Here is a 14,712-nt window from a genome sequence, read left to right as displayed (position 1 = left end):
AATAACAGCAGCTTAAGGTGGTTTGAAGCCCGTTCCTGAAAACCGACTTCGGAGGGCCTTCTCCATCATTTGTACAGCTTAAGCACAAAGTTTTAGTTCTTCCTGAACTTCTTTGTGCGCCTGCGGCGCACTCTCTATAGACCAGTGCGAACGTATGCCTAGCCCATGCTTTTCAGCGCTAGCTTTTTCACTAGCAATATAGTATCTAGCCTCTACCGATGTTTTATCTTTAATGCGCCTAGTGCTTCTCATGCAAACCAGAGCATTCAGGTCCACCCATTCTTCTCTTTGAGGCAGCCAATCTAATTCATGGGTACACCAAACTTCTCGCTTTTCAAAACGCTCCCTACTCTTTTCTTCAATTGAATAATAATCACAGCTAGCTTCTTCAGGTTTTACCTTTATAGCTTGATCAAAAAAGTTTTTGGTTTCTGCATGTAGATTCCCTTGATTACCTTTCAGTGCGAGTAAGTAATGGCCTCCTTGATGGCGAATCTGTTTAGCTATCTGTTTTTGACATCCAGCTGCATCTATGGTAACTGTAGCTCCTTTGATATCAAGCATATCCAATAACAAGGGAATGGCAGTTATTTCGTTTGATTTTGTGTCCGTAGCAAGCTGGCCAAGTATTAGCTTATTCTCTGCTGCAAAGGCACTAACCATGTGAATTGCTTTTCCTTCACGAGCTGCATCACACGAACCTCTTAATGTTTTGCCATCTATAGCAATCACTCCTTTAATGGCTCCAGCAATATTTTGGGTCCATTGTACAAAACATCTTTCAAAATTCGATGCAGATACATAGCGAAAAAATCTTCCTAAAGTATCATGCGATGGCACACCTGCTAAGCAGATTCCATGCTCTTGCAGCCAAGGTAAATTGCAAGATGCCCATAAATGGATTGTTGCCCAATCATCTGCACCGCATAAAACTGCCAAAATGCTAATTGTAACAATATCAAACAAACTATAGATTTGGTTTCTTTGCTTCCTTGGATCTTCCAGATCCTTAAATACAGCAAAAAAACTATTGGGTTTATGAGTATTCATTCATTCCTCCTTTTTAAGGAAAAGAATGATAATTATACCCCTTGCTTTGTCAACTTAAATCTTCATGCAATTTCCCTGCACATTCCGCAGGTTGTAACAATCCCAAGATATTATTTTTTAGTATTAAGGAATAGAATTTAAATTAAAGAATTAATTTTTTTAACGAGTTAGCAATCAAGGAATTAAATTCAAAGAGGGGAACGTGGGCCCCCAGTTTTTTTAGAAAAGCCTATTTGTGTTCCTCCCTAAGCAAAGAAAGCGAAAACATGGAAGATGAAAAAGTATTGTAGCAAGGACTTTACCTCCGTAGGACTGTTTTTACACTATGCAATGAAATTGAGATAAGGGAATATGATAAATTAATTAATCCATCATAATCTAAAAGCTATTATGACTATAGGAGGATTGATTAACTATTTAATGAGTAGGAGTTTATGTTTTGACTCAAGCCTCATTTCAGAAATTATAGGTTAATGGAAATTAACCAGCGGAATGTGGGTTAAATCACGAAAGTTTAAATATTAAAGGATGAAATCTGATTGATTGAGTCAAAAGTGAAACCTATTACTTTAAAATTAAAACTTACATGAAATATTATTAACAATTATTTTATTTGGATTGGCGACTAGCTTTAATTATATCAATTTGTTAAATTGGTGAATCTTTGATGAAGGTAATTTTACCATTCAGCAACTTCTAACTGCTTAGTATAATTTGAACTAAACTTGTTAACGGAGGTCTTTATGAAAAAACTAAATTTTGCCCTTACAATTTTAGGAGCTATTTGCTTGACATCTCTATCAGCAAGTGCCTTATGTGCTGCTACTCCAGGAGAAAAGCTAGATAATACTCTAGATAAAATCCAAGATAAATATGAAAATATCAAGGAAAACGTAAGAGATAAATCCAAAGATTTTGGCGATAAAGTCCAAGATAAATACGAAGATATTAAAGATAAAACTAGAGACACTGCCGAAAAAATAAGAGATAAATCCAAAGATTTTGGCGATAAAGCCCAAGATAAATATGAAGATATTAAAGATAAAACTAGAGACACTGCCGAAAAAATAAGAGATAAATCCAAAGATTTTGGTGATAAAGCTCAAGATAAATATGAAGATATTAAAGATAAAAATAAAGGCACCGTCGAAAAAATAAAAGATAAAGCTAAAGATATCGGTGATAAGATCCAAGATAAATATGAAGATATCAAGGATAAAGTCAGTGATAAAACCAGAAAAATTGCTGATAAAGTCAAAGATAAAGTGAATAAGGGCGCAAGAAATGCTAAGAAAGAATCTCATCGAGCAAAAAAGCACTTGAAAAAAGCTGAAAAGAGAGCAGCTAAAGCTGAGAAAAAAGCTAGAAGAAGAATGAAAAAGTAAGTGTCTTTTCTAAGTGGCAGGCTTTTAGATCTAAAAGCCTGCCAAAAATTTCTTCCCTTTAAAAATTAAAATTTTATCATCTTAAGCGTTATTCTCCCTTGTAGATGCTATTCATACGATCTACCATCCTATTAAAAGTTAAGCGAATAATTCTACGCTTTAAAAAACTTACTCTGTATACCCATCTCTCGGAAAGATATCTCTCTGCTTAATAAGAGAGATTTTATAAAGTAGGTGACTATATAAGGAGTAACTTACAAGTGTCTTCTAACTAACCTATAAGTCAGAGATGAAAAAAAATATAGTCCTTTCTAAATAAAATATTATAAGAAGAAAACTTCGAATAAATAATTTAATAAGGGTTTTAGACTAGTTCTATGGAAGTGTAATCAAAAAAGTAGAATAAGCAAGCACTATAAAGAAGACATTGGAGCAAAGATTTTTACGGCTTCTCCCAACAGATCTAATGAATGGCTTTTCCAAAAAGATAACCAAAAATAATAAAATAGATAATTCCTGTAGAAAATATTAGCTGTTGGCTATATGATCTATTTCTTAGTGTATAGCCTATAATAGGTAAAGCTTGCAGAGCATGAAGGCCAAAAAAATGTGAGGATATTAGATAACCTCGAGAAGTATAATCTGCCAAGGGTAAGCCCCATCCGCTTAGTACTTGCCCTTGCCTCAAATACATATCCTGGAAAGCGATAAAACCGCCTTCTAAACAGCTTAAAAGAAATATCATTAAACCTAAGCGAATCCCCCATAAATAAGCTGGGGAACAAAGGGTAGTGGGGCGAAAAAACAAATATAAAATATAACTCGCAATAAGGGTATTAGCTACAATTAATAGATGAGAAAATAGGTATAGGCACATACCATAACAGATAGCAAGTGTTAAGGGTTGCTCTATGCTAAAATGATAAATTTTTCCTTGTATACTCTGCAGAACAATTACAAGCATTTCCATAAATATAAGCAGGGCTGTTAGCCGGCTTATAGCTGAAAGCATTTTTATAGAAATCTTCAAGTATACTAAAATCCATCCTACCGTCAAAAGATAAAGTCCGAAAGAAAAAGCAAACTTAATAGGCTTTATCCAAGGGATGGTCTCAGATGCAACTGGGGAACCTAAGGGGATTAAGCTTAACAAGAAAATTGCTAAAGCAAAATTAAGGATTGCTAGATAGAAAAGTAGGGGATTGCGCTTTTTGCTTTCTCCTATAAAATATGGCATAGTGTGGGCGAAAGATCTCATGTTCTCTCCAAAGATATCCTAAACTTGTCATAAGAGAAATTTATTTAAAAGAAAATATTTTTATAAAGATGCTCATCAAAAAGCCTTTGAAAATAAATATTTTAATCTTCGTAATCCTCTTAATTCCTGGAAATTGCATACTGAAAAGTGAAGAAGAAACTTAAGTAGATGTTAAGAGCTTAGACAAACGAGGAGAACATAAGAAATCTACATACTATTCTTCTTCTTAAATTTATAAATAGATAAAAGAGAAATTCTTAGCTGGAAGTTTAATGCTATAACCATTAAAGAAAGATTATGGGATGCTAAAAAAGAGGGGAGAAGCATTGCGACAAATCTAGCATTTTTTTCTTCCCTTATTATTTGGAAAGAAGGGCGCAGACTACTGTTCTTTACCCTACAAATTATCCTGCTTAAAGAACGTGTGAAGATTAAATGAGTGCATTAAAAAATCTAATCATGAGAGGTGAGTTGTATGTAAGTTAGCTGCCTATATTCATCAAAAGATAGAGGAGTGCAATATCTGCATCAAAACTTTATCAGCAAGGCAAAGACTGTAAGTTTTCTGGCAAAAATGGTACATGTAGTTTGTAGGCAGCTTATAATTTCTTTTATCTAAAATTTTTTGCATCTCGGACTGCTTATCCTTTTATTATCATTAAAACTCAAAGTAGCCTTTAGTTTTTTTATAACTAATTCTGGAAACGGCCTATATAAATTTATAGAAAGAATATTATTTCATTTCTCTCAATATAGTCCTCGCTACCATGCCGCACAGTAGGAGCAAGTAATTAATTGCTAAGGGCTTATTTGCTAGTTACTTAGAAGATTTTTCAGAAAGTGCCAAATTTTCATCAGAAGCATAAGGATAAATTGTCTCCATTGCTTTCTCAGCTTGTTCTAGCACTGACCACTTGTAAAGGGAAGAAGCTTTATAATGTTTAAGATGTTTATTTTTGCTAAGAACTTCTTGTTTATTAAGGTAATCTGAGATTTTAGACTGAATATCCCGGGCTAAGCTATTAGTTAATAAATTTTTTTCCTCTAAAGTTCTAAGTTCTGAAATCCCTAAAGAGGTGGCTTTTTGTTTTACCATCTCTTCTTCAAGAGAAGGAGCAACAATTTTATAGAAAACTTCTCCTTTTAATATGTCAACTCCCATTTTTGCCCTCTAACTGTTTTTATTAATTAATTATTAAGCACCATCAATTAGACATAATTTAAACCTACTTTAAATGCAATAAGTATCATTGCTGCTTGTTCTTTAAATATCATACCACCTTTGAGTCAGTTAAATTGTACAAGCAACAATTTTAGATGAGTTAGTAATAGAGCCTGATGCGTATCACTTTAAAAAGCATTTGTTTAGAAAACATTAACCCGACTCAGCATATCAGACAAGAATACAGGAAATTTATGAGACTTTGGAACATAAAAGAAGATATGTTGCTTTATGGGCTACTAGCTATTTAAACAGCATTACTAGCCAAATTGATCCGGCCCAAGAGGAAACTATGCAACAGTTAGCCGAAGTCATAAAAAAAGAAAATTAAGACGCTACAATTGACTTTTCATGTCGATAATCTAGGGCAAATAAAAGGGCAAATTTGCTTAGATTATTTTAATAGGGATGCTCTTATTTTTTATTTATAATAGCTTTAAGCATCATTTCTATTACTCTGGCGTATTAACGAAAAGAAAAAAGGCCTTTCATTATAAGGAAATTTTCATTAATGTAACGTCTGATAATATATGTTATGTTGCATAAATTTCAGAAAATCTCGATTTTATCTTTCTAATATCAGCCCAAAATGCTTTCCCTTTCATGCCCACGATTTAAGATTAATAGCAGCAGTCTTTTTTACATTAGGTTTGATCGGTATGTCCTTGGGAGCTCCCATTTCGACTAAGATTATCTAATCGTTTTCGCCATTTAGCAAGCCCCCTGGGTAGTTTTTTTCTTATTTTCTCGTAGGTGAGCTTTAATTTGTGGTTGCGGAAATAAGTTTTTGCTTTGTCAGAAATTTGAAGCTGCTGGTCTTTGACTGAAAAGCTGTCTGCATTAAAGAAACAAATCTCAGCAATTAAAGGAAATGCTTGGATGTCCTCCATTTCTAATAAAACGTTTTTATCGACTTTCTTTAGCACATCTACAGCAAAAATTTTAGCATCAGTATCGCCGCCTTCCTTAGAAATTTGGATAAGAGCAGCTAATGCCTCTTTAGAAAGCTTACCTCCTTGCTCTGCCACTTTTCCTAAAATATCGCCAGCAAAAATTGTTGCATTAGAATCACCCCCTTGAAGGATTTGAATAAGAGCAGTTATTGTTTCTTTAGGAAATTTACATCCTTGTCCCGTCAATTTTTTTAGAGCATCTGCAGCAGAACGTGTAACATTAAGATCCCCCTCATTAAGAATTTGGATGAGAGCATCTAGTGCTTCCTCAGGAAGCTTGCCTCCTTGTTCTACCAATTTTTCTAAAGTATACGCGGTAAAAATTTTAGCATCAATATCACCATTCTTAAGAATTTGGATAAGAGCACGTAACGCTGCTTTTTTGGAAAGCTCATCTCCTTGCTGTATCATCTTTGGTATAATCTCGACAGTAAGAAATTGGTCAATATAATCGCCTTCTCTAAGAATTTGGATAAAAACAGGCAGTGCTTGCCGAGTAATCTCGCCTTCTTGCTCTGCCAGTAAACTTAAAGTGACACCTGCAACCATTCTGACATCAGAATTACCCTTCTTAAAAATTTGGAAGAGGGCATCTACCACTTTCTTAGGAAGATTGCCTCCCTGCTGTGCCACTGCTCTTAAAGCTTCGGCAGCAGCAAGTGTGGCTATAGGATCCCTATCCTTGAGAATTTGAAGGAGATCATCTAGCGCTTTTTTAGGAAGCTTACCTCTCTGCTCTACCACTGCTTCTAAGGCATCAACATCAGCAACTGTGGCCATAGAATCGCCCTTATCCCCCTCTTCGAGAATGTGGGTGATTGCATTTAGCGCTTCCTTAGGAAGATTGCGTCCCTGCTGTACCACTGCTCTTAAAGCTTTGGCAGCAGCAACTATGGTTATAGAATCGCCCTTATCCCCCTCTTCGAGAATGTGGATGAGTGCATCTAGCGTTTCTTCAGAAAGCTCACCTCTCTGCTCTACCACTACTCTTAAAGTATCAACAGCATGCTTTTGAGCATCAGGATCCCCATTCTTGAGAATTTGAAGGAGATCATCTAGCGCTTTTTTAGGAAGCTTACCTCTCTGCTCTGCCACTGCTTTTATGGCGTAGAAAGCATATTCTTTGTCATCAAAATCACCCTCATCGAGAAGTTGGATTAGAGCAACTAGTGCCTTCTCAGCAAACTCGCCCCCTTGCCCTGCCACTGCTTCTAAAGCATCAACAGCAGCAACTGTGACCATAGAACCGCCCTTATCCCCCTCTTCGAGAATGTGGATGAGTGCATCTAGCGCCTCTTTAGGAAGCTTGCCTCCTTGCTCTGCCACTGCTCTTAAAGCATTGACAGCAGCAAGTGTGGCTATAGAATCGCCCTCATCGAGAATTTGGATGAGAGCATTTAGCGCTTCTTCAGGAAGCTCACCCTCTTGCTGTGCCGCTTCTTCTAGTGCATCGAGAGCAGAAATTTTAGCATCATAATCATCTTCTTTAAGAATTTGGGTAAGAGCCGCTATTGCTTCTTCGAAAAGCTCGTCTCCTTGCTGTACCACTGCTCTTATAACACTAATAGCATAAATTTTAGCATCAGAAGGGTTAGCTGGATTCTTAGAAGCTAGTACGACAGATCTTACTATTGCTAGAGATAGCCTTTGCCTTGTTCTTATGAGATTTTCTAAGTTCTCTAGTAAATTTTGCACGGTCTGTGGATCGGATAATAGCCGTTCGATAGTATGCACTACCTTAGGATGATTAAGGAGGTTTTTATTTCTAAGCAACCCCTCAAAGCTTAAACCTAACGAGGAAAAATCTATCATATAGTCTTTTACAAGCTCAATGAAGCCCTCGTACTGCCTCACCAGATTAGGATTTTGGCACTCTTCAAAGCACCCCGCAATCAAGTATAGTTCGCTCCTGACAGCTAGGTCGTGTGGCTCAGCAAAAAGGTCATTAAAAAAGGATTGTAGCGGGTTTGAATTTAAATAACGGCGATTACGTGAAGTAGACAAGGAAAGATATCCAGCAATCATGCGTAAAACTAGGCTATAACGGGGCTCAAACTTATAATTACGCACAAAATCTTGGCATTCTTGCCAATTTTCTCCTCGCAGGTATTTATTAGCAATTTTCGAAGCGGTTAGAAATTCTTGAAAGGTTAAGTGAATAAAATACCCTTTTTCTTCAGGAATGCGAAGAAGTCCACAATCTGTAAGCTCATTGGATGTGACGACGTCGTCTCTTGTAATGGCGTTGCGTCCAAGGATATCCTCAATCTCTTCCTTATTTAAATAAAGAGTATTGTTTTCCATAGCAAAATTAGCCATTTCTTCCAACACTGTGGCAATTTTTGCTACTTCTTTATTACGGCGAAGATTTTTTTCTGTAAGAATTTTTTCCATGGTTTGAGGAGAGTGAACTTGGCCAATTCTTCTTAATAGAAACCATTTATACATCCAGTTAACAATCCGTTCATAAATAGCCGTCATCGTAATAGGCTGAGTAGAATCAAAAACCTCAGGGTCTTCATTAAAGAGGCAACAAAGAAGAGTCAAGTTAATGGGAATTTGCGCAAGGCTTGCAACTTGAGGAGAGGTTTGTAATCGATGGTAAAGTTTTTGCTTTTTTTCTTCTGCTTGAACTTGTTTGAAAAATCTATCGATATAACGTTCGACCCCTTCTTTATCAAAGCCTAGAAGCTCTAGCTCACAAGAACGGTTAAAAGAGCAGCGTCCAGGTCTTGAGGTAATTATAATATGGGGAAATATTTTTTTTAGCTCGTTAAAGGCTTTAGCAAGGCTGTTGTTTCCTTGAGCTTCTGCTGATAACTCATCATAACCATCTAATACAAGCAGGGTTTTTTCTCGGAAAGTGGCATCGTTTATACAAGCCTCAATTATCCCTGAATCAATGATCCTTGAATCAATTTTGCCTGCATATTCTCTAGCAATTAGATCAGCGGGAGTGTACTCCTTATTATCAGGATATTTCTTTAAAGTAAGATTTCTTAAAGGAATCCAAAAAAGGTAGGAAAAGACATTTTTCCAAAGTTCCTCTTTTGCCCATCGATAAGCAATGTAGTGGCATAAGGTGCTCTTACCAATTCCTGCTGCGCCTTGGATGTAAATTCTTTTAGCATCTTTTTTTTCAAGGCTTGCATGTTCGAAAAGCTTTTCAATTTCAATATTCTTTTTAGGTTCATAGATGCTTTCAGAAGTTGGGATGCGATCATCTTGTATGTGATCGGAATGTTTATCAAGTGCTTGGTCGCGTTCTATTCTTTCTTTGCTCTCAATGATCCCTAAACGCACATACACTTCTTCCAAAGGAACTTCAAATTTCCACTCTTGCTCTGCTTTAATCTTTAAAATATAAATAGTTTCTTGAGAAAGGTAAAAACTTCGAAGAGAATCAGTGAAATTTTGTACATCGAGAGGACACGGACAAATCCAACTCTTAACTTTCTCTATGAGGTTTTTCTGCTTTAATTCTTCTACAATGGCTTGAATTAGTATCGCCTCATTATATAGCACTTCGTCATCGTTGCCCAAATATTTAGCGTGATGAATAGCAAAGACGTCTCCTTTATCATCTAATACAGGAGCTCCCGATGAACCTGGCATTGTAGTAGTTTCATAACGAACAACGAATTTATGCTTTTTTATTTTTAGTATTCGATTACCACGAAAAGCCCATTTTTTGTATGATGTTCCGTCCTTTCCTGGTTCTTGAATGAGAGGATGTTGAATGATATTAGCAGGACCGTTTACCTTAGGGAAAGACTGTGAAAACATAGATAATCCCAATTGATAAATCCTATCTAGCTTGGGATGAGCTTTAAGAGCTACGATAGTAAAATCAAGTTTACCGATTTCAAAAGGCGAATCCTTTTCAGGCTCAGGGCTTGTATAAAACCATCCACCTTGCTCTTCATCAGGATTAAATTTAACTTCTACGACATCCTTTCTACCCTCTTCATAAAAAAAATCTGCACGTGCCTCTCGAGCATCTTGTTTGTTTCTAAGGACATGATTATTAGTAAGTAGAAGGCCTGGTCCGATAAGAAAACCTGTTCCTCTCCGGGCTGGATGGAAATGGTAAATTCTGCATACAACTTCTACGCAGTCAGCCAAACGCCTAACATTTTCTGCTGGCATAAGTCCTCCCTCTGACTCTAAAAGCTTTTTAACAGTTATTTTTTCTTGCTGTCCGAGGGGGGGGCGAAAGGGAGAGTGAGTCGTAGGAGGCTCCACACTATTATTTTCCTTTGTAAAAAAATAGATAAAATACTGATAAAAAATATTTTTTTCATTTTTACAGCTATAACGACGTCAGCTTGCACATAAAATATTTTGAAACTTTTTTGTGAGTCGTTTTTGTCTTAATCAAATGAAAAATTTTACTTATATTTTGGTAAGAAAAAAATTGCAACGTTTTTTCTTCTTCGAGAGAAAATCTCTAATAGCCATTAGTTAAATTCACTTAGCGCATAATCAAAGGATTTTATAGGCTGCTTAACCAAGAGCCTAATATGATAAAAAAACCTTATCCTAGCGATTTAAATAATCAAGAATGGCAGGTGCTTGAACCTATATTATGCAAGAAAAAAGCTGGCAAGCCACCTATACACTCTAGACGAGAGATGCTTAATGCTATCTTTTATGTCTTAAGGACAGGCTGTCAATGGACAGATCTTCCTCATGATCTTCCTCCTTGGAAATCAGTCTATTTTCAATTTTTAAGATGGAAACAGAGTAATTTATTCGAACAAATAGTACTTATTTAAGGCGATCGCTTCGCCAAAGCTTAGGCAAGTTAGCAAAACTTAAGTGCTGCTATAGTCGATAGGCCAAAGTATCAAAACAACTGAAAAAAAGGGCTCTGCATACGACAGCGGCAAGAAAGTTAAAGATAGGAAAAGACACATAGTGGTTGATCACTTAGGACTGTTCCTAGCAGTTGTAGTAAGTAGCGCAGCTTGTAGCGACAGAGATGGGCTAAAAGCGCTATTTTATTCCACATTCCGCAGGTTGTAGCGACTCCCCACTACCATCATTGAAACTGAAAATTGCCTTAAGTTCCCCTAGAAAAGACTGATCTTGTTCTTTTTAAAGTAAAAAAGTGAGATAACATACCCGATGGAAAAGTATAGTAGTACAGGCTTTAATCACCTTAAAAATTGTTGCTGCAAGGGGGAACAAAATTATACAATGGATTATGATACTTCAGCTGGCTTCTTCAGATACCTCAACGATTATAATCACAGGAGAAGCGTCAAGTTAATGTTAATTAAGGAATTGGATTTTACCCTAGACTCTTTACATAAAAGCATAAAAAAGAATTAATCCTTAATTTAAACCCTAACATGAGGCATGTTTTACTGGTTTTATAGGCCCCTTTGACAAAAATGAATGACAAGGGAAATTAACTTGCAGAATGTGGGAATTAGGATGGGCAGGCAATCATTTTTAGACTTGAAAAAAATGAAAATATTTCTTACTTTCAAGGCGCGCCTAATTTGGGCTAACACAAACTTAAAAGGAAAAAAAGAATGAGTACATCTAACTTATCTAGTCCAATCATGCAAGCAATTGAACTACCTGTGAAAGCAATCGAGCTGCGAGGACATATTAAAAACTTTGATATTATCAAGGGGAAAGAAAGCTGTGAAAAGCTTTACGAAGCTGCTGTTAAGATTATTCAAAATGAATTAGGCACCAATGAAAAATTTTCGAATAATGTATTTCTTCCTACTGCTATAGTATTATTTGAGGTCCTTGCTTTAGATACTATCCAATTTGAAGATGATTTAAAACTATCTCTTAGCAAAATATGTAATCTATTTATAACCTTTTCCTTTCACAAAACAGTCAAAGTTAAAAGAACTATCTATTTAGAAACTTTAGAGCGAATAATTAGCATTTGCAACAAAGTGCTAAAAACTCTTCCCTGTAAAAATGATCTTCAAGCCCAAGTTCAGACGCATTTTGCTTTAATATGTTGTAGAGAAATTACTAAACAAAGCATTGAGTTTGGTATGAGGCGTTACGGAAATAAAGTTGTAAAAATAGCAGCCAAAGCAGCTGAAATGAATCCTATTGGAGTTGCAGTGCAAGGTGGCGAATTGGTAAATGATTTATACAGAGAAACACCAAAAAGTTGGATAAGAGTAGTGCAATTGATTCATTTATTAGGAATAGAAGCCAGGACTTTGAATAATATTGAGGAGCTTTATCAAATATATCATTCTCACAAGGATAACACCAAAGTTACCCTATCTTTTATAGAAGCTCTATCCCAAGCCATTCGAAATAGCCCCCATCAGGAATACATTGTCCCACTGATTGAAAGTGCAGATAAAGACAGGCCAGGTTTAAATTATTTTGCTGGTGCTGCAGAAAAAGGCTCTAGTATTAAGATAAATTGGAAAATCAAGCGTTATGCTTTACAAGTATTAGAGCAGCTAGAAAATATTTTAGAAATTAAATTTCAGGAACTCTCTGAGCTTTGCAGTTGCTTACTAACAGAACGATTAAAAGATAGTGAAGAGAAGAATAAAGAAGAGCTACAAGCTGAGAGAAAAGCTTGTCAAGAGGCAGAAGCAAAGCATAAACAGTTAAAATCAGGAAAAAAGAGAAAACACCTTGAAAGTGTGGGAGGAAAAGAAAAGCCAGAAGACTTAGCAACCCCTATAAATTTACTAGGGTTGGAGTGGGAAATAGAGGCTCATAAAGCTAAGATTCAGGAGTTAGAAGCTCAAGATGAAATACTAAGATATCTTAAGTCCAAATTAAAAAAAGAAGAGATAAAGACCCAAGATGAAACCTTGCCCACTATCGAACCAAAATTGAAGCAAAAAAAAGTAAAAATCTACGATTAAAATGAGTTACAAAAAAATTAATAACCTTTAAATTAAAAGCTTTAAAGTAAGTTTTGTTCAAAATTTTATTCGCTAAGCTCGCTCATAGCTTCAATAGCGCATTCGAATAGATATTGAGCTGAATCATCAAAAGGTCCCCTCAACATTTCCTCAGTAAATTTCTTAAGGATATGTTGAGCCTTTTCTAATTGCCCTAGATGAATATAGTAATTAATAAGCACCTTATAAGCTAGCCTCGATGCTTTTACAATAAACCTTCCATCTTGCTCATTTTTTGCTCTAATGTCTTTATCTACTATTTCTACCTCTAATTTTCCATAAACCAAATTAAGGCATTTGACACGCCTAGCAGCTTCTCAAAATACCCAACTTTTACTAATTCCTACTTATTGCGTGCCGAATGCATAGTGCACGACGTTATGGACCTAAAACAACAGAAGGATTTCTGGTATGTAAAAAAGAATCCTATAAGTATGGATTATAGAGTTAGCAAGTAAAGAAAAGAGGAAGTTCATCCTCCAGTGGATAAGAGATAAAAAAAAATTTATACTAAATACTATGCTGATTATAGAGAAAATATAAATATTTTTTATGATTGGCTATTAGATTCCTCTGGAGGAATTATCCCAGTTTTGGGATAATATACATGTAGAGGGATAGTGGATCAAAAAAACTGATTATCTGGATGGGATCTAGCAAAAAAGACTTTATGGAATTTCCTGATGGAGTTAGGAACGAGATGGGTCACGCTTTATACCTTGCTCAAAAAGGTGAAAAACATAGAGACGCTAAACCTCTTAAGGGATTTGGAAGTGGTTCCGTGGTTGAAATCGTCCAAAGTGATGCCCGAGGTACCTATCGAACAGCGTATACGGTTCAAATGGAAAAAGCTGTTATTATTCTTCATGCTTTTCAAAAAAAATCAAAGACGGGCATCAAAACTTCAAAGCAAGAGATCGATCTAGTTGAGCAAAGATTGAAAACTGCCCTTCAAAAATCCAAAGAATGGCTTGACACGCTTAAATTAAGGGGTTAATTAACATGGTTATTAAAAAACAACAACAAGAGATAGAAGGAAGTGAGTTCGAAATTAGTAGTAACAATATTTTTGCAGATATTGGAGTTGCTAACGCAGAAGAAAAGCTTACTAAAGCCGAATTGGCATGGGAAATTGACAATATCATAAAAAAAAGAAAGCTTACCCAGCAGAAAGCTGCAAAAATTATGCAAATCAATCAACCCAAAGTATCTGCATTGTTGCATCGAAAGCTGGCAGGTTTTTCCATAGAACGCTTAATACATTTCTTAAATTTACTCGGGCAAGATATTGATATTGTTGTGAAACCAAAGCCTCAGAATAGAAAGAATGCACGAGTCAATGTTTTTGGCTATAAAGAATATTCAGGAATTTTGCCTAATAGTCCTATGGCTGCAAAATCTTCTTAATGAATCATGTTTTTAAAAGTTATAGAATGAGCTGTAATAGAAACGGCTTATTCGGAGGGCTTTATTACTAACTCGCTAAGTGTCTTTCTGATATTAATGTAGGTAAGGTTTATTAATCAAGGAGGGAACAATGGACCCAGAGCAATTAAATTCCATTGGCGAACAACTTAACCAACTCTATCATTGGTAATCTAGAAATCGTGTTCCAAGCCCTGCAGCCCTGCGGCTTCTAGAAATTGCAGACAAAGTTTTTTTATGGGTCTCCAATTTCTCCGCCTCTATAATTGTGATAGTTTCATGACAATATAGCTTTGAAAATGCCTCCTAGATGTTTATTAAAATAGTTCAACATGATTTAAAGTATTTTTGCCCTGAGATAATATTTTAGGAGAGTTCTTTATCAAAAAATGCTATATTTTCTTTACACGTAAATCATTACAAAGCTCTTAATTTCTTGCAAAGTTTACTATGAAACCAAATAAACTAAACAATCAACAAGACCTGCTTTTTAAATTCCGCTTTAGCA

At 35.7% G+C, this 14,712-nt stretch carries 11 protein-coding genes; 6 read left to right on the top strand and 5 right to left on the bottom strand.

Features of this window, described 5'->3' with window-relative positions; all coding sequences use genetic code 11:
• Nucleotides 1-78 precede the first annotated feature (78 nt).
• Nucleotides 79-1,050: an ISAs1 family transposase gene (locus tag NEOC84_RS02120; protein ID WP_166154847.1), complete on the bottom strand. Its 972-nt coding sequence runs from the start codon at nucleotides 1,048-1,050 to the stop codon at nucleotides 79-81.
• Between the two features lie 743 nt (nucleotides 1,051-1,793).
• Between NEOC84_RS02120 and NEOC84_RS02115 the strand changes: the two genes are divergently transcribed.
• Nucleotides 1,794-2,435 (top strand): YtxH domain-containing protein, encoded by a 642-nt coding sequence (locus NEOC84_RS02115; RefSeq protein ID WP_166154845.1) that lies wholly within the window; start codon nucleotides 1,794-1,796, stop codon nucleotides 2,433-2,435.
• A 463-nt stretch (nucleotides 2,436-2,898) separates the two neighbouring features.
• Here the strand turns inward: NEOC84_RS02115 and NEOC84_RS02110 are convergent, their stop codons facing one another.
• Complete coding sequence (locus NEOC84_RS02110) at nucleotides 2,899-3,693, bottom strand: hypothetical protein (RefSeq protein ID WP_207391767.1); 795 nt, start codon at nucleotides 3,691-3,693, stop codon at nucleotides 2,899-2,901.
• A gap of 817 nt (nucleotides 3,694-4,510) precedes the next feature.
• Nucleotides 4,511-4,855, bottom strand: coding sequence for a hypothetical protein (locus NEOC84_RS02105; protein WP_166154841.1), 345 nt, complete (start codon nucleotides 4,853-4,855; stop codon nucleotides 4,511-4,513).
• 262 nt (nucleotides 4,856-5,117) lie between these two features.
• Between NEOC84_RS02105 and NEOC84_RS10030 the strand changes: the two genes are divergently transcribed.
• Complete coding sequence (locus tag NEOC84_RS10030; protein WP_278248292.1) at nucleotides 5,118-5,246, top strand: hypothetical protein; 129 nt, start codon at nucleotides 5,118-5,120, stop codon at nucleotides 5,244-5,246.
• 313 nt (nucleotides 5,247-5,559) lie between these two features.
• On the opposite strand, the gene NEOC84_RS02100 is transcribed toward NEOC84_RS10030, so the two are convergent.
• Nucleotides 5,560-10,113 carry an NACHT domain-containing protein gene (locus NEOC84_RS02100; protein WP_166154839.1) on the bottom strand — a complete coding sequence of 1,518 codons (4,554 nt, stop codon included), beginning with the start codon at nucleotides 10,111-10,113 and terminating at the stop codon, nucleotides 5,560-5,562.
• 278 nt (nucleotides 10,114-10,391) lie between these two features.
• Between NEOC84_RS02100 and NEOC84_RS02095 the strand changes: the two genes are divergently transcribed.
• Entirely contained in the window at nucleotides 10,392-10,646 is a 255-nt protein-coding gene (locus tag NEOC84_RS02095; RefSeq protein ID WP_166154837.1) for a transposase, read from the top strand.
• Nucleotides 10,647-11,411: 765 nt separating this feature from the next.
• Nucleotides 11,412-12,740, top strand: coding sequence for a hypothetical protein (locus NEOC84_RS02085; RefSeq protein WP_166154835.1), 1,329 nt, complete (start codon nucleotides 11,412-11,414; stop codon nucleotides 12,738-12,740).
• 65 nt (nucleotides 12,741-12,805) lie between these two features.
• Here the strand turns inward: NEOC84_RS02085 and NEOC84_RS02080 are convergent, their stop codons facing one another.
• Complete coding sequence (locus NEOC84_RS02080) at nucleotides 12,806-13,066, bottom strand: hypothetical protein (RefSeq protein WP_166154833.1); 261 nt, start codon at nucleotides 13,064-13,066, stop codon at nucleotides 12,806-12,808.
• A gap of 383 nt (nucleotides 13,067-13,449) precedes the next feature.
• On the opposite strand from NEOC84_RS02080, the gene NEOC84_RS02075 reads away from it, so the two are divergent.
• Both NEOC84_RS02075 and NEOC84_RS02070 read left to right on the top strand, forming a co-directional pair.
• The gene (locus tag NEOC84_RS02075) at nucleotides 13,450-13,776 is read left to right on the top strand and encodes a type II toxin-antitoxin system RelE/ParE family toxin (RefSeq protein WP_207391766.1); all 327 of its coding nucleotides are present in this window, start codon (nucleotides 13,450-13,452) and stop codon (nucleotides 13,774-13,776) included.
• A 5-nt stretch (nucleotides 13,777-13,781) separates the two neighbouring features.
• Nucleotides 13,782-14,186 (top strand): helix-turn-helix transcriptional regulator, encoded by a 405-nt coding sequence (locus NEOC84_RS02070; RefSeq protein ID WP_166154829.1) that lies wholly within the window; start codon nucleotides 13,782-13,784, stop codon nucleotides 14,184-14,186.
• Nucleotides 14,187-14,712: the final 526 nt, after the last annotated feature.

The organism is Neochlamydia sp. AcF84 (assembly GCF_011087585.1).
Lineage (GTDB): Bacteria > Chlamydiota > Chlamydiia > Chlamydiales > Parachlamydiaceae > Neochlamydia.
Note: the sequence above shows the minus strand (reverse complement) of the source record. Positions and strands in the feature narration are given on the sequence as shown.